Origin of the sequence: Pseudomonas sp. P1.8 (genome assembly GCF_001269805.1) — a bacterium.
In the GTDB taxonomy this organism is placed as follows: Bacteria; Pseudomonadota; Gammaproteobacteria; order Pseudomonadales; family Pseudomonadaceae; genus Aquipseudomonas.
Genome location: NZ_LHVM01000007.1, coordinates 144,550 through 168,785, shown reverse-complemented (window position 1 = coordinate 168,785; position 24,236 = coordinate 144,550). Strand labels below are relative to the sequence as shown.

Genomic DNA, 24,236 nt, shown 5'->3' with positions numbered 1-24,236 from the left:
TAGCGGAATACGGACGATCATGACCGAAACCCTGCTAACGCTTATCAGCACCGCCCTGATCAACAACCTCGTGTTGCACTGGCCGCTGGGTGTCGATCCACTGTTGGCAAGCGAGCGCCGCCAGGTCCATGCGCTGGGCATTGCAACAACCTGCCTGATGCTGATCGTCGGCATGCTCGGTTATGCGCTCTACCACTGGCTGCTGGCGCCACTGGAACTGACCGCCCTGCATCTGTTCGTGTTTTTGCCACTGAGCGTTTTGCTGATCAGCCCCCTGCTGAACGTCCTTTCTACGGCGCTCCCGAAGTGGTCTTTTGAAGGCCTCTGGCCGTTGCTGCTAGGGAATGCAGGCGTGCTCGGGGTAGCGCTGCTCAACGCCCAGGCGGATAAGGGATTATTTCATGCCACAGCTCTGAGCCTTGGCGCAGGGCTGGGATTCTGGCTGGTGCTGAGCCTGTTCAAAGATTTGCGCCAACGTACACTCGATAACGATATTCCCCTGCCCTTTCGTGGCCTGCCGATCGATCTGATCGGCGCCGGACTGATCGCAGTGGCTTTTCTAGGATTCAGCGGACTGATCAAAACATGAGTCTGATTCAACGCATCGACGCCCTATTGCCACAGACTCAGTGCGGCAAGTGCGGTCATCCCGGATGCAAGCCCTACGCCGAAGGCATCGTCAGTGGCGAGCCGATCAACAAGTGCCCGCCTGGTGGCAGCGAAACCATCGCCGCGCTGGCGCAGTTATTGAAAGTGCCGGTGCTGGAACTGGACATCAGTCGGGGGGCGGCGCCTGCTCAAATCGCCTATATCCGCGAAGCCGAGTGCATCGGTTGCACCAAATGCATTCAGGCGTGCCCGGTCGATGCCATCGTCGGCGCGGCCAAATTGATGCACACAATCATCATCGACGAATGCACCGGTTGCGACCTTTGCGTGGCGCCTTGCCCGGTGGATTGCATTGAAATGCGTCCGTTGCCGCCCACCACAGTAGTACCGGTTGTCGGTGGCCTGGCATTCACGCAGGAAGAACAACAGGCGCGTACCACCAAGCGCAATCACGCCCGGCGCCGATTTGAGCAGCGCAACGCCCGTTTGCAGCGTGAAGAACAACAGAAAACAGCCGAACGACAGGCCCGCCAACGTGCCGCCCACCCGGTGGAGGTGACACTCGACCCGATACAAGCAGCCCTCGATCGCGTGCGCACCCAGAAAGCCGCGAATGTCGACGCGGCGCTGAAAAAAGCCAGGATCGATGTCGCGATGAGCCGCGCCCAACTGACCAAATCGCTGAAGGCCTTCGGGCATCCTCCGACCTTCGAACAACAATCGCAATTGATCATCCTGCAACAGCAGTTCGAAGCGGCCGAACAAGCCTTGGCGCAATTGGAAAGCACCGAACCACCAACGCCCACGTCCGTTGCAACGCCCAAGAACGATGTCGAGCTGAAACGGGCAAAAATTCAGCTGGCCATGCGCCGCGCCGAACTCAAAAAAGCTCAAAACAGCGAAGCCTCCGCCGAACAGGTTGAAGCGCTGTTGCGTGCGGTCAGTGAAGCCGAACGTCAGGTGGACGCCTATGCCACCCCTTGAATCGGTTGACGATCGCTTGCAGCAAGCCATGAAACTGGTGTTGCTGGCCGTCCTGCCGGGACTGCTGGCGTCCTTCTGGCTATATGGCTGGGGCGTGCTGATCAATCTGATTCTGGCCATTGCAATGGCGCTCGCCGTTGAGGCGAGCGTGCTGCATTTGCGCAAGCGGCCATTCAAACCGACCTTGAGTGATGGCAGCGCGCTGGTCAGCGCAACATTGCTGGCCCTGGCCCTCCCCCCCTATTGTCCGTGGTGGCTGACCATCAGCGCTTCCGCGTTCGCGATGGTATTTGGCAAGCACTTGTATGGCGGAGTGGGTTCGAACCCATTAAACCCCGCAATGCTTGGCGTCGCTTTCGCTCTGATCACGTTTCCTCAGCAGATGACCCATTGGCCGTCTTCTCACGGCATGGACTTGTTGGGTGGATTGCAACAGGCATTCGCATTCGGTCAGCTTCCGGACGCTTGGGTTCAGGCCACTGCGCTGGACAGCCTGCGCATGAACAAAAGCCTGACCATCGATGAATTGTTTTCGGCGAACCCAGCGTTCGGTCATCTCGGTGGCCGTGGCGTGGAATGGGTGAGTCTGGCGTTTCTGGCAGGAGGCCTGTTCCTACTGCAACGCCGCGTCTTCAGCTGGCATGCGCCAGTCGGCATGCTCGCCAGCCTTTTCATCATCAGCTTGCTGTGCTGGAACGGTTCGGGCTCCGATACCCATGGCTCACCGCTGTTTCATCTCCTCACCGGCGCGAGCATGCTGGGGGCGTTTTTCATTGTGACTGAACCGGTGTCCGGCGCCAAAAGCACTGGAGCGCGACTGCTGTTTGGCGCAGGTGTCGGGCTGCTGACATATTTGATTCGCACTTGGGGCGGTTATCCGGACGGCGTGGCGTTTGGCGTCCTTTTGATGAATCTTTGCGTGCCCGCCCTGGAGCGCTTTGTCGCGGCCAGACAGCAGCAGGCTTCCCCATGAGCCGAGCATCGAACATAGCAATCCTGGTGTTACTGGCAACGCTCGGCATCGGTCTGACCTGGCTTGCACAGTACAGCAGCGCGCCGCGTATTGCAGCCGACCAGCGTCTGATCGACACTCGCAACCTGCTGGATTTGCTAGCAGCGGACAGCTATGACAATCAGCCACTCGAACAACCTCTCCCGCTCGAAAACACCAAACTCGAAAACAGCACGCTGCTGACCGGCTACCGTGCATCCAAAGCCGGCAAGGCTTGCGCCGTGTTATTGCGCAGTAAAACTTTAGGCTACGCTGGCGCCATTGAATTGCTGATTGCAATCGATGCAAACGGCAGGCTGATAGGTGTCAAAACTCTCAAGCAATCAGAAACCCCGGGGCTTGGCGCGCGCATCGCAGACTGGCCCAATACCTGGCTTCAGGATTTATCCGATAAATCCCGAACCGAGCTTGCCGACGCTGGATGGGCCCTGAAAAAGGATCAGGGTCAATTCGATCAGATCGCCGGGGCGACCATCACTTCAAGAGCCGTGATCAACGCCACCCACGACGCCCTGCGCTACTTCGATGGGCACCGGCAAGCGTTACTCGGGAGCCCATCACATGAATAAATCACTCCGCCTGCAGGGCACGCTGATGCTTGCGCCCCTGATTGGGATCACCGACACGCTGGTGACTGCTTTGGGTCTGTGGTTGTTGTTCGTCCTGGTGGTCACCGCTTTTGGCCTGAGCATGGCTGTACTACGAGCGCGAATGCTGCCGACTACTCATTTACTGGCCAGCGTTCTGCTCGCCGCTACGTGGACCAACTGTGCGCAACTCGCCGCGCAAATCTGGTCGCTGCCATGGCACCAGCATTTGGGAATCTATGCAGGCTTGGTCGCCTTGCAATGCGTTGTACTGGAGCATGCTGGCTTTTTCCGCCGCGCCCGGGTGGAACGTCTGAAGTTGTGCGCTCTGTCCGGCGCATTGCTGACGGGTTTTGGCCTGTTGCGCGAATTCATCGGCAACGGGACATTCGGCAATCATTTTTCCTGGCTGGCCGGCGCGAAACAGCCAGACTGGCAGGGTTGGCTACTGCTCGCCGACGGTGGCTTGCGCCTGGTGACACTGGCTCCCGGCGGTTTCATTTTGTTGGGGCTGCTGTTGGCTGCGTGGCAGGCCTGGCATCGTTCGCCCCCTTCACACTGACCTTGAGGAAACGCACTGCCCATGAACGCCGCAAAACGTCTGGAAATTTTCCGCAGGCTACATGAAGACAATCCGGAACCGAAAACCGAACTGGCGTATTCGTCGCCTTTCGAATTGCTGATCGCGGTGATCCTTTCGGCGCAATCGACCGATGTCGGCGTCAACAAGGCCACTGCAAAACTGTTCCCCGTAGCCAATACCCCGGCAGCGATCCATGCCCTGGGTGTTGAAGGTCTGTCGGAATATATCAAGACCATCGGGCTGTACAACAGCAAAGCAAAAAACGTCATCGAGACCTGCCGCATGCTGGTGGAGCTTCACGCTGGCGAAGTGCCGCAAACCCGCGAGGAGCTTGAAGCCCTGCCCGGTGTCGGCCGCAAAACCGCCAACGTGGTACTCAATACCGCGTTCCGCCAGCTGACTATGGCCGTCGATACCCACATCTTCCGTGTCAGCAATCGCACCGGCATTGCACCGGGCAAGAATGTTGTTGAAGTCGAAAAGAAGCTGATGAAGTTTGTGCCCAAAGAGTTCCTGCTTGACTCCCATCACTGGTTGATCCTCCACGGACGCTACGTGTGCCTGGCTCGCAAGCCCCGCTGTGGCAGTTGCCGGATTGAAGACTTGTGCGAATACAAACAAAAAACCTCGGACGATTGACGCACTATTGGATTTACTCGATGGCTGATTGAAAAAATCTTTTTTACCCGCCGGTAGAATGTCGATATAAGAGCGCCAAAGGCCTTCTTAGCCTGGAGTAGCTAAATGAGTACTGGCAAAGAGCAATTGGACGTAGAAGACGACTTCAGTACCGTGGAGGCTGATGATGCCGAACCGGTGGTCGAAGTAGCGAAAACCAATCTGAGCAAACGCCGCACCATCGACAATCTGCTGGAGGAGCGCCGACTGCAAAAGCAATTGGCCGATTACGATTTTGATATGTGACGCCTCAAAGCCTCCCGAAAACGGAGGCTTTTTATTATGAGCCCGAATTAGAGGAACCCCTTTTCTCCCCGTCAGGCAGTTCTGCCGTCACACCAAACCATTACGTTGCGCCAGCTCAATCAAATCCACCAACGACCGCGCATTGAGTTTCAACAGCAGGCGAGTCTTGTAAGTGCTGACCGTTTTATTGCTCAGGAACATTCCGTCTGCAATCTCCTTGTTGGTCTTGCCTCGTGCCAACTGCTGCAAGACCATCATCTCCCGCCCCGATAAACGGTCCACCATATCGGCTTCGCTGGCGTTCCCCAGACTGGAACGTACTGTGTGCAAGGCTTGATTTGGAAAGTAGCTGTAACCTGACAGTACGGCCTTGATTGCACTGAGCAACTCGGTCAGATCCTGTTGTTTGCAAACATATCCTGCAGCCCCCGATTGCATACACCGCATGGAAAAATGACCAGGTGCCTGAGATGTCAGTATCAACACTTTCATCGGCATTGCTGTTGATGACAAACGTGCGATAACTTCCAAGCCATCCAACTTTGGAATTCCAATATCCAGAATGACAATGTCCGGCATTAGTTCTCTGGCTAGTTGCAATGCATCCACGCCGTTATCGGTTTCCGCAATAACTTCGTAGCCATGACGTTCCATCAGCATACGCACCGCAAGACGAATGACGGGGTGATCATCGACGATCAGCACTTTATTCATGGGCAAGTCCAATTTTCGCTGTTCGAATTTTTAGAGCCCGCACAATAGCCTAGTCGTTTCACCCATTGCATGTCGGCCTTCCCGAGCACCTGCACCGAGAGACATTCCCTACAAACATCACAGATTATTCTTACAAAAAAACCTCGAACACCCTGAACTGAAAACTGTATCCGAGTGGAGATCACACCTCCTTAAATCATTTTTTGTATCGACCTTTAACAAAAATCAACGAGTAACGTGAGCCAAAAGCCGTGTTCTGAAAGCAGCGCACCCTACCGCCAATACAAAAGTAACGGATATTTTCAGAATCAACATTCGTACCAGAAATATCACACGCCAACTATCATCTTAATCTTACAGCAAAAAAAACTCATTAAAGGATGATAAAAGTAACAATTCAACCCTTCGAAAAAACCGACAAAGGTATTAAATAAAAATCACTAAGAAAAACGTTCAGCTCCACAGATCCACCCTGCACCCGAAAACCAAACCTGTAAGCCATCGAGAAAATCACATTAACATGAGCATAAAGCATGATAAGACCTCAAAGCCTCATCACGAACCCCATGACAATTATCGGGATGTTTGCTGTCCTGTCTGAAACCTCGGCAGCAATATCCTTGCCCTTCCTCGATGATGACGAAAGAGAACTCTATGTGTGGTTTTTGATCAGCTTTCCGTTCTATTTACTTTTGTTGTTTTTCGCGACGCTCAACTTCAACCATCGATCACTGTATGCCCCTTCCGACTTTGAAAAGGGAAAACACTTCATTAAAATCATGGAAAATACCGAGCACTCGGAAAACAAGACACCTAAAGAGACGTTAAGTGCGCCCAAACCTGTTACATCGATAAGTGACCACCAACTTCCCCCTAACTCACAAACCGGGATAAGTTTACATACTCGGTTTTCTGTCGAGCACCATATTCATCTTCCCGAGCATGTCAAAGATCTCTACATCATTGATGCACGTTGCATGGACAGAAAAGTCGAGTTTAGCGCTCTGCTGGAAAAGTTCCAAAAGCACCAGGAGAAACCGGCGAGCACGGTGATGTTCATCACGTGTACCGAAACGGAGACGTTATTGAAAGCTGTCGCGCTCAGGCATTCACGACCGGCACGCAAACGCAACGCAACATTCTATGTTGCTTACAATTTGAGTTCTCATGAATTGACGGTCATAGGCCAGGAGGGAGCACTCGCCAGCAACCAGCAGTAATTGACGCCGCAGCGCCAACCGGCGCACAGAAAGGCGTCAGCAGAATGAACGTGGTATCGCAATTCAGGGCAAAACGCCCCCTCATTCAGAACTACGGCCTCGTTGATACGAGGCCGCAGTTCCCATTACAAGCTCAAAGGCTTCAGAAAAGCTTCCGACCTTTGTTTGCTGCAATGCGCATGCGCAAGGCGTTGAGCTTGATGAAGCCCGCTGCGTCGGCCTGGTTGTAGGCGCCGCCATCTTCTTCGAAGGTGGCAATGTTGGCGTCGAACAACGACTCGTCGGACTTGCGACCGGTAACGATCACGTTGCCCTTGTACAGTTTCAGACGTACAACGCCGTTCACGTGAGCCTGGGACGCATCGATCATCTGTTGCAGCATCAGACGCTCAGGGCTCCACCAGTAACCGGTGTAGATCAGGCTGGCGTATTTCGGCATCAACTCGTCTTTGAGGTGAGCCACTTCGCGATCCAGCGTGATCGACTCGATTGCACGGTGAGCGCGCAGCATGATGGTGCCGCCTGGGGTTTCGTAGCAGCCACGGGACTTCATGCCCACGTAACGGTTCTCGACGATGTCCAGACGACCGATACCGTGTTCGCCACCGATACGGTTCAGGGTCGCCAATACGGTGGCCGGGGTCATTTCGACACCGTCCAGCGCGACGATGTCGCCGTTGCGGTAGGTCAGTTCCAGGTACTGTGGCTTGTCAGGAGCGTTCTCCGGAGAGACGGTCCAGCGCCACATGTCTTCTTCGTGCTCTGTCCAGGTGTCTTCCAGCACGCCACCCTCGTAGGAGATGTGCAGCAGGTTGGCATCCATCGAGTACGGGGATTTTTTCTTGCCATGGCGCTCGATCGGGATCGCGTGCTTCTCGGCGTAATCCATCAGCTTCTCGCGGGACAGCAGGTCCCACTCGCGCCAGGGAGCGATCACCTTTACACCTGGTTTCAAGGCGTAAGCGCCCAGTTCGAAACGAACCTGGTCGTTGCCCTTGCCGGTGGCGCCGTGGGAAATGGCGTCAGCCCCGGTTTCGTTCGCGATTTCGATCAGGCGTTTGGCGATCAACGGACGAGCGATGGAAGTACCCAGCAGGTACTCGCCTTCGTAAACGGTGTTGGCGCGGAACATCGGGAACACGAAATCACGCACGAATTCTTCGCGCAGATCGTCGATGTAGATTTCTTTTACGCCCATGGCCTGTGCCTTGGCGCGGGCCGGCTCGACCTCTTCGCCCTGACCCAGGTCAGCGGTAAAGGTCACTACTTCACAGTTATAAGTATCCTGCAGCCACTTGAGGATCACCGAAGTGTCCAGGCCGCCGGAATATGCCAGAACGACCTTGTTTACGTCCGCCATGCCATCACTCCACGGGGTTCTACGGAAAGCCGGGAAGTCTACCGCTCATGCAGAATAATTTACAGTGGCGCGACAGCTTATGACGACGAAGCGACAGAACATGTCGAGAGAGCGACCATGATCAGCGGATCAGGAAGTTGCCGAGGCATCCGGCTTCGTGGCTTGCGGAGCTACTTGTTCCGGCGGTGCTCCCCGCTCCAGACGAATCGCTACCCGACGATTCTTCGAGCGATTGGCATTATTGCTGTTCGGTGCCAACGGATAACGCTCACCGTGGAAGCGCAGGGTGATCTGCGATTCCTGAATGCCATTGGCCTTGAAAAAATCCATGACTGCCAGAGCCCTGCGCCGTGACAGATCGCGGTTGGTCAGGCGGTTGCCGCTATTGTCGGAGTGGCCGTCGAGTTCGATGTGATTGACTGTCGGGTCGGCCTTCATGTACTCCAGCATCACCTGCAACCTGGCCTTGGCGGCTGCATCCAGATCAATGCCGCCCCCGGGAAAACTGACCTGAGACTGTTTCACCTGATCGAAATTCTGCGGCAACAACTTCGCCACACAACCTTGGTAGTCGGCAAATGCCTTGTTGAACTTGACCGGCAAAAGGCGCACTTCCGATATCCGGCCATCCCCCGCAGAATGCCGCACCACCGGACTGCGACCGTCAATCAGACCGCTGATCAGTCGTCCGGCCTGAACCTGTGAACTGTTGAACAACACATTGCCGCTGCCGATTCTGACCGAGCCCAGGTTAATGTCACCCCGCCCCGGTTGCCATGGCGCTGCGGCGGCCAACAGAGTCGCCGAACCACCACCCATCATCGCGTTATAGGCATTCAGACGAAATGTCGCCTGCTCGCCAGCGCGACGCACGAACTGCCCCGAACCGAAATCGGTAATCGGCTGAGTCAGGCGGCACTCGAACTTGTCGCCCTCGACCGTCCACTCGGTGCTCTCCATCCGTGTCTGGAAAGTGAGCGCCATCGCGGGAAGGCTGGCAAACACACTGAGCAAGGCTAAATAACGCTGGCGCACGGGAGGCTCCACTGGCTTCTGCAACAAAAAGACCGACACACAGATGTTCACGGCATACCTGTTGGATATCGGAAGCTTCGTGCAAAACTTGATAGCGAGTGCCTGCAAGAGTCTTTTCCGGTAGCATTCCCTTCAGTTTGACCCGCCTGGAATCCCCTCATGTCCGACCGCCTGACCCTGCTGCGTCCCGACGACTGGCACATTCATCTTCGCGATGGTGCCGTGTTGGCCAATACCGTCGCGGATGTCGCGCGCACCTTTGGTCGCGCCATCATCATGCCCAACCTGGTCCCTCCGGTCCGCAACGCAGCTGAAGCCGACGGCTATCGCCAGCGGATTCTCGCTGCCCGCCCGGCTGGAAGCTCATTTGAACCGCTGATGGTCCTGTACCTCACCGACCGTACTCAGCCAGAAGAAATTCGCGAGGCCAAGGCCAGCGGGTTCGTTCACGCCGCCAAGCTGTACCCGGCCGGCGCGACCACCAACTCGGACTCTGGCGTCACCAGCATCGACAAGATTTTCCCTGCGATCGAGGCCATGGCCGAAGTCGGGATGCCGTTGTTGATTCACGGTGAAGTCACCCGAGGCGATGTCGACGTGTTCGACCGCGAGAAAATTTTCATTGATGAACACATGCGTCGTGTGGTCGAGCGTTTCCCGACCCTCAAAGTGGTGTTCGAACACATCACCACTGCAGACGCCGTGCAGTTCGTCAACTCGGCCTCGGCCAACGTTGGCGCGACCATCACCGCGCATCACCTGCTATACAACCGCAACCACATGTTGGTGGGCGGGATTCGGCCGCACTTCTATTGCCTGCCGATCCTCAAGCGCAACACGCACCAGGAAGCCCTGCTCGACGCTGCCACCAGCGGTAGTAAGAAGTTCTTCCTCGGTACCGACTCGGCGCCCCACGCCCAGCACGCTAAAGAGGCCGCTTGCGGTTGCGCCGGTTGCTACACCGCGTATGCAGCCATCGAGATGTACGCCGAAGCCTTCGAACAGCGCAATGCGCTGGACAAGCTCGAAGCCTTCGCCAGCCTCAACGGCCCACGGTTCTATGACCTGCCGGCAAACACCGATCGCATCACCCTGGTCCGCGAAGAATGGACTGCCCCAACCAGCCTGCCGTTTGGCGAGCTGACCGTTATCCCGCTGCGCGCCGGTGAAAAACTGCGCTGGCGCCTGCTGGAGGAACACGCGTGAGTGAAGACCATTTCGACGACGAACAGGAAGGTCAAGGCGGTGGCGGCGGTTCCCGTCACCCAATGGCCGCACGGTTTCGTGGCTACCTGCCCGTTGTCGTCGACGTAGAAACCGGTGGTTTCAACTCGGCCACCGACGCCCTGCTGGAAATCGCTGCGACGACCATCGCCATGGATGAAAAGGGTTTTGTGTACCCTGATCACACCTACTTCTTCCGTGTCGAGCCGTTCGAAGGCGCGAACATCGAAGCGGCGGCCCTGGAGTTCACCGGGATCAAACTTGATCACCCTCTTCGCATGGCAGTGAGTGAAGAGTCGGCTCTTAACGATATTTTCCGTGGCGTGCGCAAGGCATTGAAAGCCAACGGCTGCAAACGGGCAATCCTGGTCGGGCACAACAGCAGCTTCGACCTGGGCTTCCTGAACGCCGCGGTTGCGCGACTGGACATGAAACGCAACCCGTTCCATCCGTTCTCCAGCTTCGACACCGCGACGCTCGCCGGTCTGGCCTACGGTCAAACCGTGCTGGCCAAGGCTTGTCAGGCCGCCGATATCGACTTCGACGGTCGCGAGGCTCACTCGGCTCGCTATGACACCGAGAAGACGGCAGAGCTTTTCTGCGGCATCGTCAATCGCTGGAAACAAATGGGCGGATGGGAAGATTTCGACGATTGATCTGGCTTGTCTGTAGGAGCGAGCACGCTCGCGATGGTCGTCAACGATGACGCTGGGTGCCTGATACCCCACGGCGTTCCAGAGTCCGTCGCGAGCAGGCTCGCTCCCACAGAAATCTGACCAATTCCACCCATAAAAAAACCGGCCTCGATGGCCGGTTTTTTTGTACCTGGAACGTGCCTTACAGCGCGGCAGCGTGCTCGGTCAGGTAAGCAGCAACGCCTTCTGGTGAAGCGTTCATGCCTTTGTCGCCTTTTTTCCAGTTGGCAGGGCAGACTTCGCCGTGCTCTTCGTGGAATTGCAGAGCGTCGACCAGACGCAGCAGCTCTTCCATGTTACGGCCCAGCGGCAGGTCGTTGATGATCTGCGAACGGACAACGCCTTTGTCGTCGATCAGAAACGCGCCACGGAAAGCCACGCCGTCAGCGGACTGAACGTCGTAGGCCTTCATGATTTCCTGCTTGATGTCGGCAGCCATGGTGTAACGGACTGCGCCGATACCACCATCATTGACCGGGGTGTTGCGCCAGGCGTTGTGGGTGAAGTGCGAGTCGATCGACACAGCGACCACTTCAACGTTGCGCGCCTTGAACTCGGACATGCGGTTGTCCAGAGCGATCAGCTCGGACGGGCAAACGAAGGTGAAGTCCAGCGGATAGAAGAACACCAGGCCGTATTTGCCTTTGATGGCCGACGACAGGGTGAAGCTGTCAACGATTTCGCCATTGCCGAGTACGGCCGGTACGGTGAAGTCAGGGGCTTGTTTGCCTACGAGTACGCTCATTGGATATCTCCTGGTGTAATAGCGTGAAGAACAAGGTTCGCGTCAGCCTGCCACCCTCAGATGGCAGCCCTGTGACACGAACCCGGGTCGCAAAGACCGGCCATCATACACTGCGCGTTTGACCTGTCCTCAACGGTTTTTCCCGAGGACGCAAAATCGCCGCTGCATAATGGCAGCCGCACCCTGAAGGAAAACCGTTCGTCAGCCTTGGGCTAAAGTGACGGCAAAGCACTTTGACAATCATTCTCGTTAACATTAAGATCCATCGCATTCGAGACATAAACAAGCGACGGTCTTCCCTTATGTATGTTTGCCTCTGCACTGGTGTCACCGACGGTCAAATCCGCGATGCGATCTATGAAGGATGCTGCAGTTACAAGGAAGTCCGCGTGGCCACCGGCGTTGCCAGCCAATGCGGTAAATGTGCCTGCCTTGCCAAGGAAGTGGTCCGCGAAACGCTGACCAAACTGCAAACGGCTCAAGCAGCGATTCCCTTTCCCGCTGAATTTACCGCCGCCTAAATACAGAATGTCAAAGAACCGGACTCTAGTCCGGTTTTTTTATGCCTGAAAATCAACTAGTTAAGCGCTAGACGCGGAACACAAACATTCTTATTCCGATTAATTTTCATATAAGTTTCAATAACTTAGGTTTGACACTATTAAATAGGCGGCTCAAACTCTGCCTTATAGACAGTTAATAAAGGGCAGGACCCCATCATGAAAGGCGACGTTACAGTCATCCAGCATCTCAACAAGATCCTTGCCAATGAGCTGGTCGCGATCAATCAATATTTCCTGCATGCACGCATGTACGAAGATTGGGGCCTAAACAAGCTTGGCAAGCACGAGTACCACGAATCCATCGACGAGATGAAGCACGCGGACAAGCTGATCAAGCGCATCCTGTTCCTTGAAGGCCTACCGAATGTCCAGGATCTGGGCAAGCTGCACATCGGCGAACACACCAAGGAAATGCTTGAGTGTGACCTGCGCATCGAGAAAATCGGCCACGCCGATCTGAAAGTGGCCATCGCCCATTGCGAAAAAGTTGGCGACTTCGGTAGCCGTGAATTGCTTGAAGATATCCTTGAGTCCGAAGAAGAACATATCGACTGGCTGGAAACCCAACTGGGCCTGATCGATAAAGTGGGTCTTGAAAATTACCTGCAATCGCAGATGGGCGAAGACGAATAACGTCGTACCGCTAATCTCGATACAACAAAAAGCCCCGCTCTCTTTTGAAGAGGCGGGGCTTTTTTGTGCCTGCTTTTACTGTAAGAGCGAGCTTGCTCGCGATGAACTAGAGAACGCCGCGGAGAACCAGAGTCCGAGCGTTACCGTTGACTACCATCGCGAGCATGCTCGCTCCTACAGGAAGCAGGGACCGAATCAGGCTTCGGACTTGTTAGCCGCAGCGGCTTCAACAGCAGCCTTGATGGTGGTTTGCAGGGAACCGTCTGCAGCCATCTCGATCATGATGTCGCTACCGCCGACCAGCTCACCGCCGACCCACAGCTGCGGGAAGGTTGGCCAGTTGGCATATTTTGGCAGGTTGGCGCGGATTTCCGGGTTCTGCAGGATATCCACGTACGCAAACTTTTCGCCACACGCCATCACGGCCTGCGCAGCTTTCGCGGAGAAGCCACACTGCGGGGCATTCGGCGAACCTTTCATGTAAAGCAGAATGGTGTTGTTGGCAATCTGCTCTTTAATCGTTTCGATGATATCCATGGAGCACCTCGGCTGAACTTTCCGACTCACGGGTCGGCACGGTGGCGCATTGTAACGGAAAGCCGAGCCCCCTGCTCGGTCTCTCCGTCAGACTAAATCACGCGGCGACCACTGTCACCGGAACGCCGTTGAGCGCCGCGTTCCCGGACAACTCATCCAGCTGACATTCGTCCGTCAGGTCATTGGCGCTGGAGCCCGGCTGACTGCTGGCAATCGCCATTTGCACGCCGGGCCTGGCATGCCCCCAACCATGCGGCAGGCTGACCACACCTTTCATCATGTCCAGACTGCCGAGCACTTCGACCTCGATCACGCCAACCCGCGAACTGATCCGCACTCGCTGCCCGTCATTGAGCCCGCGACTGACCAGATCGTCCGGGTGCATCAGCAACTGGTGACGCGGCTTGCCCTTCACTAGACGATGATAGTTGTGCATCCACGAGTTGTTACTGCGCACATGGCGTCGACCGATCATCAGCAACTCATCGGCAGCCGGTGCCTGCAAGGCGGCGAAACGAGCCAGGTCGGCAAGGATCGCGGCAGGGGCCGCCTGGACTCGCTGATTGGCGGTTTTCAGGCGTGGCACCAGGTTGGGTTTGAGCGCCCCCAGATCGACACCATGGGGATGATCGAACAAAGTATCCAGCGACAGCTTGTGCGCCGACGCGTCTCCATACATGCCCATGCGCAGGCCGCGATCGATCATTTGCGCCGGAGCAATGGTGGGTTTCAGCTCCTTGTTGGTTCGAGCGGCAAACGCCTTGGCCAGCCCGACGAAGATCTCCCAATCGTGCAGCGCGCCTTCAGGCTTGGCGAGGATCGCGCGGTTGAAGCGGCTGACGTTACGCACCGCAAACATATTGAACGTCGTGTCGTAATGATCGTTCTCCAGCGCCGAGGTAGACGGCAGGATCAGGTCGGCATAACGCGTGGTTTCATTGATGTACAGATCGATACTGACCATGAACTCGAGGCCATCGAGCGCCTGTTCGAGCTTTCGACCGTTGGGCGTGGACAGCACCGGGTTGCCCGCCACGGTGATCAGTGCGCGGACCTGCCCTTCCCCTTCGGTGAGCATTTCCTCGGCCAGTGCCGACACCGGCAATTCGCCCGCATATTCCGGGCGACCGGACACCCGGCTCTGCCACAGATTGAAATGCCCGCCCGATGTCGAGGCCACCAGGTCCACCGCCGGCTCGGTGCACAACGCACCGCCAACGCGGTCGAGGTTGCCGGATACGAGGTTGATCAACTGCACCAGCCAATGGCACAGCGTACCGAAAGCCTGGGTCGAGACCCCCATGCGGCCGTAACAAACCGCGCTCGGCGCTGCGGCGAAGTCTCGCGCCAACTGGCGAATCTGTTCGGCCGGTACGGCGCACAGCGGTCCCATGGCCTCGGCAGTGAACGATGCGATGGCTTCGCGCACGTAATCCAGACCGTCCACCGGCAAATGACTGTTGCGGGTCAGCCCTTCTGTGAAAAGCGTATTGAGCAGACCGAACAACAACGCCGCATCGCCACCGGGGCGCACGAACAGGTGCTGATCGGCGATTGCCGCCGTTTCGCTGCGACGGGGATCGACCACCACCACTTTGCCACCCCGGGCCTGAATCGCTTTCAAGCGTTTTTCCACGTCCGGCACCGTCATGATGCTGCCGTTCGAAGCCAGCGGATTGCCGCCCAGAATCAGCATGAAGTCGGTGTGATCGATATCGGGAATCGGCAACAGCAAACCGTGGCCGTACATCAAATGGCTGGTCAAATGATGGGGCAATTGGTCGACCGAAGTGGCGGAAAACCGGTTACGGGTTTTCAGCAGGCCGAGAAAATAATTGCTGTGCGTCATCAGCCCATAGTTGTGCACGCTGGGGTTGCCCTGATAGACCGCCACGGCGTTTTGCCCGTGATGTTCCTGAATCTGCGCCAGACGCTCGGCGATCAAATTGAAGGCTGCCTCCCACTCGATGGGCTGCCATTCGTTGCCCACCCGCTGCATGGGCTGATGCAACCGGTCCGGATCGTTCTGGATGTCTTGCAAGGCGACAGCCTTGGGGCAGATATGCCCGCGACTGAAGGTATCCAGGGCGTCGCCCTTGATCGAAGTGATCTGCACGCTGCCATCGTCGACCTCGGTGGTCTCGATGGTCAACCCGCAAATGGCTTCACACAGATGGCACGCACGGTGATGGAGAGTCTTGGTCATGGCCAGTCTCTGTCTTGTTCTGGGCGGGCAGTATTTGCCGCGGGAACAAAACTATGGCGCCTGCCCTGCTACCACGCCAGCGACGTTCGTCTTGTGAATCGGCGACTATCAGGAGAGCCGATGACCACCGGCCAACAACCCGGACGAAAGGTCAGAAAACGACCCGCCAGACGTCATCCCCGCGCCGTTGGATTGCCAAGCCCTGAGAGGCCGGTGTACAAATGAGCCACTGCTGTCAGGAAAAAGGCTTCAAAAGTGCTATTGCGGTGATCCCGTAGCCCCTCTGAATTCCCCTAAAACTGTAGCCCTATTGGTAAGACGCGACATTTAATTATAAGATCGCGCCTTCCCCTATTTCGTCGCCCCGTGCGGCTTACGCCGCAGGTCTCGCCCGTTGTTCCGTTAAACAAGGCTTTGAGCATCTGCGGTTTGTAACAAAAAGGTAGTCAATGATGAGCGCAAGGCACTTTCTCTCCCTGATGGATTGCACGCCCGAAGAGCTGGTCAGCGTGATCCGTCGAGGCGTTGAGCTCAAGGACCTGCGTAACCGCGGCGTACTGTTCGAGCCTCTGAAAAACCGCGTGCTCGGGATGATTTTCGAGAAGTCCTCGACCCGCACCCGTATCTCGTTCGAAGCCGGCATGATCCAGCTCGGTGGCCAGGCAATTTTCCTGTCGCCCCGTGACACCCAACTGGGCCGTGGCGAGCCAATCGGCGACTGCGCCATCGTCATGTCGAGCATGCTCGACGCGGTGATGATCCGTACCTTTGCCCACAGCAACCTGACCGAATTTGCCGCTAACTCGCGCGTACCGGTCATCAACGGTCTGTCCGATGACCTGCATCCGTGCCAGTTGCTGGCCGACATGCAGACCTTCCTCGAACACCGCGGCTCCATCCAGGGCAAGACAGTGGCCTGGATCGGCGACGGCAACAACATGTGCAACAGCTATATAGAAGCGGCGATCCAGTTCGACTTCCAGTTGCGCGTTGCCTGTCCGGAAGGCTATGAGCCCAACCCCGAGTTCGTGGCCAAGGCCGGTGACCGCGTCACCATCGTTCGTGACCCGAAGGACGCCGTACGGGGCGCCCATCTGGTGAGCACCGACGTCTGGACCTCCATGGGTCAGGAAGAAGAAACCGCCAAGCGCCTTGAGCTTTTCGCACCGTACCAGGTGAACCGCGCGCTGCTCGACCTGGCGGCTGATGACGTACTGTTCATGCATTGCCTGCCCGCCCACCGTGGCGAAGAAATCAGCCTCGACCTGCTCGACGACAAGCGCTCGGTGGCCTGGGATCAGGCAGAAAACCGTCTTCACGCACAAAAGGCGCTGCTGGAATTTCTCGTTGAACCGGCGTACCACCACGCATGAGCCAGCCATTACTGTTGAACCTGCGAAACCTAGCCTGCGGCTATCAAGACCAGCGCGTGGTACAGAACCTCAACCTGCATTTGAACGCCGGTGACATCGGTTGCCTGCTCGGCTCTTCGGGCTGCGGCAAGACCACCACCCTGCGGGCGATTGCCGGTTTCGAACCGGTGCACGAAGGTGATATCCAACTGGCGGGCGAGACCATCTCCAGCGCCGGTTTCACCCTCGCGCCGGAGAAGCGTCGCATCGGCATGGTGTTCCAGGACTACGCGCTGTTTCCGCACCTGAGCGTGGCCGACAACATCGCCTTCGGCATTCGCAAGCATCCGCAAAAGGATCGCGTGACCGAAGAGCTGCTGGAACTGGTCAACCTCAAAGGCCTCGGCAAACGCTTTCCCCATGAACTATCCGGTGGTCAGCAGCAACGTGTCGCCCTGGCCCGCGCCCTGGCGCCGGAGCCGCAATTGCTGCTGCTCGACGAACCGTTCTCCAACCTCGATGGCGAATTGCGCCGCAAACTCAGCCACGAGGTTCGCGATATTCTCAAGGCTCGTGGCACCAGTGCGATTCTGGTGACCCACGATCAGGAAGAGGCCTTTGCCGTCAGCGATCATGTCGGCGTGTTCAAGGAAGGTCGTCTGGAGCAGTGGGATACGCCCTACAACCTGTATCACGAACCGCTGACACCATATGTGGCCAGCTTCATCGGCCAGGGTTACTTCATTCGTGGTCAGTTGAGCAGCCCGGAGTCGGTGCAGACCGAGTTGGGAGAGTTGCGCGGTAACCGCGCCTACACCTGGCCGGTCGGCGGTGCGGTGGATGTGTTATTGCGTCCGGACGACATCGTTTATGCCCCGGACAGCGCACTGAAGGCGCGAATTGTCGGCAAGTCGTTCCAGGGCGCGTCGACGCTCTATCGCCTGCAGTTGCCAACCGGCGCGCAACTGGAGTCGATCTTTCCGAGTCATGTCGATCATTTGATTGGCGCTGAGGTCGGTATCCGTGTCGCGGCGGAACATTTGGTGCTGTTCCAGGCGTCCGGCAGCACGGCGGCGCAGATTCCGGTCGTCGAGTCAGGTGTCCGGCGGTACAGCACCGCTAATTGATACGAATTAAAAGATCGCAGCCTTCGGCAGCTCCTACCTGGATTGTGCACACCTGTAGGAGCTGCCGAAGGCTGCGATCTTTTGCTTTCAGCCCAACATCAGGGTTGCGCTGGCCACCAGCGTCGCATTCCCGCCAATCTTCACCCGATCACCTTCCAGCCGACAGAACAGCTCCCCGCCCCGCCTTCAGGCACGACCAATATCAGCGAACTTCGCCTGGGTATGCTCAGCCAGCACCGCGGGGTCCAATTCAACTTCCAGCCCCCGCCGGCCTGCACTGACATAAATACTCGCAAACGGTTGGGCCGAATTGTCGATAAACGTGCGCAAGCGCTTCTTCTGGCCCAGCGGACTGATGCCGCCCAGCAGGTAGCCGGTGGATCGCTGTGCCGCCGCCGGGTCGGCCATTTCAACTTTTTTCACGCCAGCCGCCTGAGCCAACCCCTTCAAATCCAGCGTTCCTACCACCGGGACAACCGCCACCAACAACTCCCCTTTTTCACTGGCTGCCAACAGTGTCTTGAACACCTGAGCCGGGTCGAGACCCAGTTTTTCCGCAGCTTCCAGGCCATAGGACGCAGCCTTCGGGTCATGTGCGTAACTGTGCACGCGGTGTTCGGCCCGAACCTTTTTCAACAAATCCAATGCAGGGGTCATGAGACAGCTCCAGACGGGTCGGCAGATGAAAAACACTGCGCCGGATTCTAGGACATTGGTCCACAAAAGGCTCTATGGCGGCTTTGTTTCAGCTTGTGTACTTCGCACTCACGGCCATCCAGTCATTCGTTCATTCACGCGACGAATAGTTTCTTTATGACCGACAGTTCACTTTCGACCTTTGACAGCAGCGTTTCTTGTCTATATTTTTTCGTTTATGAAACAAAGCGAAATTTCCTACAGCAATACACGGCAGTTAACCGCGACTAGGATGGGATTCCTGCCACGGTGAAAACGCGCTTCGACCATGATGGCTAGAAAGCGTCAGACAACAAAAACAACGAGGTTTCAATGACGACCGCTTTACAACAACCGTCGCTCTCGAGCCAGTGCATGGCCGAGTTTCTGGGTACCGCGCTGCTGATATTTTTTGGTACAGGCTGCGTTGCTGCGCTCAAGGTCGCGGGTGCCAGTTTTGGCCTTTGGGAAATCAGCATTATCTGGGGCGTCGGCGTGAGCATGGCGATTTACTTGACCGCCGGGGTTTCCGGTGCTCATTTGAACCCCGCCGTCAGCATCGCACTGAGCATTTTCGCCGGCTTTGAAAAGCGCAAATTGCCTTTCTACATTCTCGCCCAAGTCGCGGGAGCCTTCTGTGGAGCGTTGTTGGTTTATACGCTCTACAGCAACCTGTTCTTCGATTTCGAACAGCTTCACAATATGGTTCGCGGCAGCCAGGCCAGCCTTGAATTGGCGTCGGTTTTCTCCACGTTCCCGAACCCTGCTCTGACCACTGCCCAGGCATTTCTGGTCGAAGTGATCATCACCGCCATCCTGATGGGCGTGATCATGTCCCTGACCGACGACAACAACGGGTTGCCAAAAGGCCCGCTGGCGCCGCTGCTGATCGGTCTGCTGATTGCCGTGATCGGCAGCTCAATGGGACCACTGACTGGCTTCGCGATGAACCCGGCGCGGGACTTCGGTCCAAAGCTGATGACATTCTTCGCTGGCTGGGGTGAAATTTCCCTCACTGGCGGACGCGATACTCCTTACTTCCTGATTCCGGTTTTCGCGCCGATTGTCGGCGCCTGCCTGGGTGCCGCCGCCTATCGCGGGCTGATTGCCCGCCATCTGCCGAGCGCCGTACCTGCTACAAAGGAAGCAACAGCTGCCATTGACGGCAAACCCAGAACTTCTTGATACCGTTGGCGCGTGCCCCCTGCCCTTTGATCACGCGCCAGACCTCACTCCCTTATTTCGTCCAAGGCAATCGACATGACCGACACACAGAATAAGAACTACATCATTGCCCTCGATCAGGGTACGACCAGCTCCCGTGCGATCATTTTCGACCGTGACGCAAACGTGGTCTGCACCGCCCAACGGGAGTTCGCACAGCATTACCCACAAGCCGGCTGGGTCGAACACGACCCGATGGAAATCTTCGCCACCCAAAGCGCAGTGATGGTTGAGGCCCTGGCGCAAGCCGGCCTGCATCACGATCAGGTCGCGGCCATCGGCATCACCAACCAGCGTGAAACCACCGTGGTCTGGGACAAGAACACCGGTCGTCCGATCTACAACGCCATCGTCTGGCAGTGCCGGCGCAGCACCGAAATCTGCCAGCAGCTCAAACGCGATGGCCACGAGCAATACATCAGCGACACCACTGGCCTGGTCACCGACCCGTACTTCTCCGGCACCAAACTCAAGTGGATCCTCGACAACGTCGAAGGCAGCCGTGAGCGTGCGCGCAACGGCGAGCTGCTGTTCGGTACTGTCGACAGCTGGCTGATCTGGAAATTTACCGGCGGCAAGGTGCATGTCACCGATTACACCAACGCCTCGCGCACCATGCTCTTCAACATCCACACGCTGGAGTGGGATGCGAAGATGCTGGAGGTGTTGGATATTCCCCGCGAAATGTTGCCGGAAGTTAAGTCGTCTTCTGAGATTTATGGCCGTACCAAAAGCGGCATTGCCATCGGCGGTATCGCCGGTGACCAGCAAGCCGCCCTGTTCGGGCAAATGTGCGTCGAGCCCGGCCAGGCGAAAAACACCTACGGCACCGGCTGCTTCCTGTTGATGAACACCGGCGACAAAGCGGTGAAATCCCGGCACGGCATGCTCACCACCATCGCTTGCGGTCCCCGCGGCGAAGTGGCCTATGCCCTGGAGGGCGCGGTGTTCAACGGCGGCTCCACCGTGCAGTGGTTGCGCGACGAACTGAAGATCATCAACGACGCCCACGACACCGAGTACTTTGCCAACAAGGTCAAGGACAGCAATGGCGTATACCTGGTGCCGGCCTTCACCGGCCTTGGCGCACCCTACTGGGATCCGTATGCACGTGGCGCACTGTTTGGCCTGACCCGCGGCGTTCGAGTGGATCACATTATTCGTGCAGCGCTGGAATCGATCGCCTATCAGACTCGCGACGTTCTCGATGCCATGCAGCAGGACTCCGGCGAACGACTCAAGGCCCTGCGCGTAGACGGTGGCGCCGTGGCGAACAATTTCCTGATGCAGTTCCAGGCCGACATCCTCGGCACCCAAGTCGAACGACCACAAATGCGCGAAACCACCGCGTTGGGCGCCGCATACCTGGCGGGCCTGGCTTGTGGATTCTGGGGCAGCCTGGAAGAGTTGCGTGGCAAGGCCGTGATTGAACGTCAATTCGAACCCACCCTTGACGAATCGGCGAAGGAAAAACTCTACGCCAGCTGGAAAAAAGCCGTCAGCCGGACCCGCGATTGGGCGGCCGAAGACGAAGCTGAATAAGGCAGGATGCAGACTCGTATCTGTATGTAACTGGTCGGGAGCCGATTCCTGCGGCATCATGGGCAAATTTTGCACGGCAGCCCAAAGGACGCCCCATGAATCTGCCTCCCCGTCAGCAGCAAATCCTCGAACTGGTCCGTGAACGCGGCTACGTCAGCATCGAGGAAATGGCCACGCTGTTCGTTGTCACTCCGCAGACCATTCGCCGCGATATCAACCAGCTCGCGGAAGCCAATCTGTTGCGGCGCTACCATGGCGGCGCGGCTTACGACTCCAGTGTCGAAAACACCGCCTATGCCATGCGCGCCGATCAGATGCGCGATGAAAAGCAGCGAATCGCCGAAGCGATTGCCGCACAGATTCCCGACCATGCCTCGTTGTTCATCAACATCGGCACGACCACAGAATCCATTGCCCGTGCACTGCTCAATCACAATCACCTGAAGATCATCACCAATAACCTGCATGTCGCCTCCATGCTCAGTGCCAAGGACGACTTCGACGTTCTGTTGACCGGGGGCAACGTGCGGCGCGACGGTGGTGTCGTCGGTCAGGCCAGCGTCGATTTCATCAACCAGTTCAAAGTCGATTTCGCCCTGGTCGGGATCAGCGGCATTGATGAAGACGGCAGCCTGCTGGACTTCGATTATCAGGAAGTGCGGGTATCCCAAGCGATCATCGCTAACGCTCGGCAGGTGATCCTGGCGGCCGACTCCAGCAAATTCGGGCGCAACGCCATGATTCGCCTGGGGCCGATCAGCCTGGTCGATTGCCTGGTGACCGATCAGCAGCCGTCCCCGGCGCTGGCGCAGTTGTTGAACCAGCACAAGGTTCGGCTGGAAGTTGTTTAACGCCGAAGGCGGTTAAACAACCTGTAGGAGCCGGCTTGCTCGCGATGGCGTTTTCAAGAGCGCCATCGCCAGCAAGCCAACTCCTACAATCAATCCCCCTCAAGACAATGTTCGTAAATTTTCCTTTAATGGCCCTTTGATGAGTATTTTCAATCGAAGCCGGCTGGCTGTGCGCGTCTTTATGGGCTAGTATTTTCGCAAATGAACATAAATGTTCGAATTCAAATACAGAACACCAAAGAATTCCGAGGCCCGAGCCGATGCCCACTTCTACCTTGCCTACGCCCCCTCTTTCCGAGGTCTACGATATCGCTGTCATCGGTGGCGGGATCAATGGCGTGGGGATCGCAGCGGATGCTGCCGGCCGAGGGCTTTCGGTGTTCCTTTGCGAAAAGGATGATTTGGCCAGCCACACCTCTTCAGCCAGCAGCAAGCTGATCCATGGCGGCCTGCGTTACCTGGAACATTACGAATTCCGTCTCGTTCGCGAAGCCCTGGCTGAGCGCGAAGTGCTGCTGGCCAAGGCACCGCACATCGTCAAGCAAATGCGCTTCGTGCTGCCACACCGCCCTCACCTGCGCCCGGCCTGGATGATCCGCGCCGGATTGTTCCTCTATGACAACCTGGGCAAGCGCGAACAGCTTGAAGGTTCGAAAAGCCTGAAATTCGGACCGGACAGCGCGCTCAAAAGTGAGATCACCAAAGGCTTCGAATATTCCGACTGCTGGGTCGACGATGCGCGTCTGGTGGTATTGAACGCCATGGCGGCCCGGGAAAAAGGCGCTCACGTTCATACCCTGACCCGTTGCGTCAGCGCGCGCCGCACCAAAGGCCTATGGCATCTGCATCTGGAGCGTGCCGACGGCAGCCTGTTTTCCATCCGCGCCAAGGCACTGGTGAACGCCGCCGGCCCATGGGTTGCCAAATTCATTCGCGACGATCTGAAGATGGAATCGCCTTACGGCATTCGCTTGATTCAGGGCAGCCACCTGATCGTTCCGAAGCTGTACGAAGGCGAACACGCGCACATCCTGCAAAACGAAGATCAGCGCATCGTGTTCACCATTCCGTACTTGAACCACTTCACCCTGATCGGCACCACTGACCGCGAGTACACCGGCGATCCGGCGAAAGTGGCGATTACCGACGGCGAGACCGACTACCTGTTGAAGGTGGTCAACGCACACTTCAAAAAGCAGATCGGCCGCGACGATATCCTGCACAGCTATTCCGGCGTACGGCCGCTGTGCAACGACGAATCCGATAACCCGTCCGCCGTGACCCGCGACTACACCCTCGCACTGTCCGGCGCCGGCGAAGAGGCACCTTTGTTGTCGGTGTTCGGCGGCAAGCTCACCACCTACCGCAAACTGGCCGAGTCGGCGCTGACGCAACTGGCACCGTACTTCAAGCACATCCAGCCGAGCTGGACCGCCAACGCCACGCTGCCGGGCGGTGAAGACATGACCACGCCGCAAGCCCTGAGCTCGCGCATTCGCGACCAGTTCGACTGGGTCCCAAGCGAAATCGCGCGCCGCTGGGCCACGACCTACGGTAGCCGCACCTGGCGCATGCTCGAAGGCGTTGAGAGTCTGAGGGATCTGGGCGAACACATCGGCGGCGGTCTCTACACCCGCGAAGTCGATTACCTGTGCAGCGAAGAATGGGCCACCACCGCCCACGACATCCTGTGGCGTCGCAGCAAGCTCGGTTTGTTCACCACCGCCGCGGAGCAGGAAAAACTCAAGGACTACCTGAATAAAGTCGAGCAGAACCGCAGCAAAATTCAAGCGGCCTGATTGGCATTCGGCGCAAAGAAAAGCCCCTGCATCTC

General features: G+C 57.2%; 25 protein-coding genes and 1 pseudogene. 18 read left to right on the top strand and 8 right to left on the bottom strand.

All coding sequences use genetic code 11. The features are described 5' to 3' along the window. Positions 1-19 precede the first annotated feature (19 nt). The 7 genes from AD668_RS04595 to AD668_RS04565 all read left to right on the top strand — a co-directional run bounded on the left by AD668_RS04595 (position 20) and on the right by AD668_RS04565 (position 4,699). Positions 20-589, top strand: a complete 570-nt coding sequence (locus AD668_RS04595; RefSeq protein ID WP_053155164.1) for an electron transport complex protein RnfA — start codon at positions 20-22, stop codon at positions 587-589. Then, positions 586-1,593: an electron transport complex subunit RsxB gene (rsxB, locus tag AD668_RS04590; RefSeq protein ID WP_053155162.1), complete on the top strand. Its 1,008-nt coding sequence runs from the start codon at positions 586-588 to the stop codon at positions 1,591-1,593. Before AD668_RS04595 ends, rsxB begins: the two co-directional genes overlap by 4 nt. Further along, positions 1,580-2,566: an RnfABCDGE type electron transport complex subunit D gene (locus AD668_RS04585; RefSeq protein WP_053155160.1), complete on the top strand. Its 987-nt coding sequence runs from the start codon at positions 1,580-1,582 to the stop codon at positions 2,564-2,566. Before rsxB ends, AD668_RS04585 begins: the two co-directional genes overlap by 14 nt. After that, positions 2,563-3,174: an RnfABCDGE type electron transport complex subunit G gene (locus AD668_RS04580; RefSeq protein WP_053155157.1), complete on the top strand. Its 612-nt coding sequence runs from the start codon at positions 2,563-2,565 to the stop codon at positions 3,172-3,174. Before AD668_RS04585 ends, AD668_RS04580 begins: the two co-directional genes overlap by 4 nt. After that, positions 3,167-3,754, top strand: coding sequence for an Rnf-Nqr domain containing protein (locus tag AD668_RS04575; RefSeq protein ID WP_053155155.1), 588 nt, complete (start codon positions 3,167-3,169; stop codon positions 3,752-3,754). The genes AD668_RS04580 and AD668_RS04575 overlap by 8 nt, the downstream gene beginning before the upstream one ends. A 21-nt stretch (positions 3,755-3,775) precedes the next feature. Further along, a complete protein-coding gene (gene nth / locus AD668_RS04570) occupies positions 3,776-4,414 on the top strand; it encodes an endonuclease III (RefSeq protein ID WP_053155153.1) in 639 nt (212 codons plus the stop codon). Between the two features lie 105 nt (positions 4,415-4,519). Next, on the top strand, positions 4,520-4,699 hold the full coding sequence (locus tag AD668_RS04565; RefSeq protein ID WP_053155151.1) for a PA3496 family putative envelope integrity protein: 180 nt from the start codon (positions 4,520-4,522) through the stop codon (positions 4,697-4,699). An 87-nt stretch (positions 4,700-4,786) separates the two neighbouring features. On the opposite strand, the gene AD668_RS04560 is transcribed toward AD668_RS04565, so the two are convergent. Then, a complete protein-coding gene (locus AD668_RS04560) occupies positions 4,787-5,413 on the bottom strand; it encodes a response regulator transcription factor (protein ID WP_053155149.1) in 627 nt (208 codons plus the stop codon). Positions 5,414-5,946: 533 nt separating this feature from the next. Between AD668_RS04560 and AD668_RS04555 the strand changes: the two genes are divergently transcribed. Continuing rightward, on the top strand, positions 5,947-6,633 hold the full coding sequence (locus AD668_RS04555) for a hypothetical protein (RefSeq protein ID WP_053155147.1): 687 nt from the start codon (positions 5,947-5,949) through the stop codon (positions 6,631-6,633). A 142-nt stretch (positions 6,634-6,775) separates the two neighbouring features. On the opposite strand, the gene AD668_RS04550 is transcribed toward AD668_RS04555, so the two are convergent. Then, a complete protein-coding gene (locus AD668_RS04550; protein ID WP_007938916.1) occupies positions 6,776-7,993 on the bottom strand; it encodes an argininosuccinate synthase in 1,218 nt (405 codons plus the stop codon). A 129-nt stretch (positions 7,994-8,122) separates the two neighbouring features. After that, complete coding sequence (locus AD668_RS04545; protein ID WP_053155146.1) at positions 8,123-9,028, bottom strand: OmpA family protein; 906 nt, start codon at positions 9,026-9,028, stop codon at positions 8,123-8,125. 159 nt (positions 9,029-9,187) lie between these two features. Between AD668_RS04545 and pyrC the strand changes: the two genes are divergently transcribed. Both pyrC and rnt read left to right on the top strand, forming a co-directional pair. Further along, positions 9,188-10,234, top strand: a complete 1,047-nt coding sequence (gene pyrC / locus AD668_RS04540; protein ID WP_053155144.1) for a dihydroorotase — start codon at positions 9,188-9,190, stop codon at positions 10,232-10,234. Beyond that, on the top strand, positions 10,231-10,908 hold the full coding sequence (gene rnt / locus AD668_RS04535; protein WP_053155142.1) for a ribonuclease T: 678 nt from the start codon (positions 10,231-10,233) through the stop codon (positions 10,906-10,908). Before pyrC ends, rnt begins: the two co-directional genes overlap by 4 nt. A gap of 181 nt (positions 10,909-11,089) precedes the next feature. On the opposite strand, the gene AD668_RS04530 is transcribed toward rnt, so the two are convergent. Continuing rightward, positions 11,090-11,692 (bottom strand): peroxiredoxin, encoded by a 603-nt coding sequence (locus tag AD668_RS04530; RefSeq protein WP_008057532.1) that lies wholly within the window; start codon positions 11,690-11,692, stop codon positions 11,090-11,092. A gap of 302 nt (positions 11,693-11,994) precedes the next feature. On the opposite strand from AD668_RS04530, the gene AD668_RS04525 reads away from it, so the two are divergent. After that, positions 11,995-12,213, top strand: a complete 219-nt coding sequence (locus tag AD668_RS04525; RefSeq protein ID WP_008053520.1) for a bacterioferritin-associated ferredoxin — start codon at positions 11,995-11,997, stop codon at positions 12,211-12,213. Between the two features lie 198 nt (positions 12,214-12,411). Further along, positions 12,412-12,888, top strand: a complete 477-nt coding sequence (gene bfr, locus AD668_RS04520) for a bacterioferritin (protein ID WP_053155140.1) — start codon at positions 12,412-12,414, stop codon at positions 12,886-12,888. A 195-nt stretch (positions 12,889-13,083) separates the two neighbouring features. On the opposite strand, the gene grxD is transcribed toward bfr, so the two are convergent. Together grxD and AD668_RS04510 are read right to left on the bottom strand one after the other, a co-directional pair. Continuing rightward, a complete protein-coding gene (gene grxD, locus AD668_RS04515; RefSeq protein WP_053155138.1) occupies positions 13,084-13,425 on the bottom strand; it encodes a Grx4 family monothiol glutaredoxin in 342 nt (113 codons plus the stop codon). A gap of 97 nt (positions 13,426-13,522) precedes the next feature. Further along, positions 13,523-15,631 carry a molybdopterin oxidoreductase family protein gene (locus tag AD668_RS04510; protein ID WP_053155136.1) on the bottom strand — a complete coding sequence of 703 codons (2,109 nt, stop codon included), beginning with the start codon at positions 15,629-15,631 and terminating at the stop codon, positions 13,523-13,525. Between the two features lie 452 nt (positions 15,632-16,083). On the opposite strand from AD668_RS04510, the gene argF reads away from it, so the two are divergent. Both argF and AD668_RS04500 read left to right on the top strand, forming a co-directional pair. After that, positions 16,084-17,004, top strand: a complete 921-nt coding sequence (gene argF / locus AD668_RS04505; RefSeq protein ID WP_053155134.1) for an ornithine carbamoyltransferase — start codon at positions 16,084-16,086, stop codon at positions 17,002-17,004. Beyond that, a complete protein-coding gene (locus AD668_RS04500) occupies positions 17,001-18,110 on the top strand; it encodes an ABC transporter ATP-binding protein (RefSeq protein WP_053155132.1) in 1,110 nt (369 codons plus the stop codon). The genes argF and AD668_RS04500 overlap by 4 nt, the downstream gene beginning before the upstream one ends. Before the next feature lie 87 nt (positions 18,111-18,197). On the opposite strand, the pseudogene AD668_RS29390 reads toward AD668_RS04500, so the two are convergent. Both AD668_RS29390 and ybaK read right to left on the bottom strand, forming a co-directional pair. After that, positions 18,198-18,293, bottom strand: a pseudogene (locus AD668_RS29390) (isomerase); the annotation flags it as partial. Positions 18,294-18,296: 3 nt separating this feature from the next. After that, positions 18,297-18,767, bottom strand: a complete 471-nt coding sequence (gene ybaK / locus AD668_RS04495) for a Cys-tRNA(Pro) deacylase (RefSeq protein ID WP_053155131.1) — start codon at positions 18,765-18,767, stop codon at positions 18,297-18,299. Between the two features lie 351 nt (positions 18,768-19,118). Here ybaK and AD668_RS04490 point away from each other — a divergent pair, with 351 nt between their 5' ends. The 4 genes from AD668_RS04490 (at position 19,119) to glpD (ending at position 24,201) form a co-directional block, all read left to right on the top strand. After that, entirely contained in the window at positions 19,119-19,970 is an 852-nt protein-coding gene (locus AD668_RS04490) for an MIP/aquaporin family protein (protein ID WP_053155129.1), read from the top strand. A 75-nt stretch (positions 19,971-20,045) separates the two neighbouring features. Beyond that, the gene (gene glpK / locus AD668_RS04485; protein WP_053155126.1) at positions 20,046-21,551 is read left to right on the top strand and encodes a glycerol kinase GlpK; all 1,506 of its coding nucleotides are present in this window, start codon (positions 20,046-20,048) and stop codon (positions 21,549-21,551) included. A gap of 95 nt (positions 21,552-21,646) precedes the next feature. Then, a complete protein-coding gene (locus AD668_RS04480) occupies positions 21,647-22,402 on the top strand; it encodes a DeoR/GlpR family transcriptional regulator (RefSeq protein ID WP_053155124.1) in 756 nt (251 codons plus the stop codon). Between the two features lie 260 nt (positions 22,403-22,662). After that, on the top strand, positions 22,663-24,201 hold the full coding sequence (glpD, locus tag AD668_RS04475) for a glycerol-3-phosphate dehydrogenase (protein ID WP_053155123.1): 1,539 nt from the start codon (positions 22,663-22,665) through the stop codon (positions 24,199-24,201). The last annotated feature ends 35 nt before the right edge of the window (positions 24,202-24,236 follow it).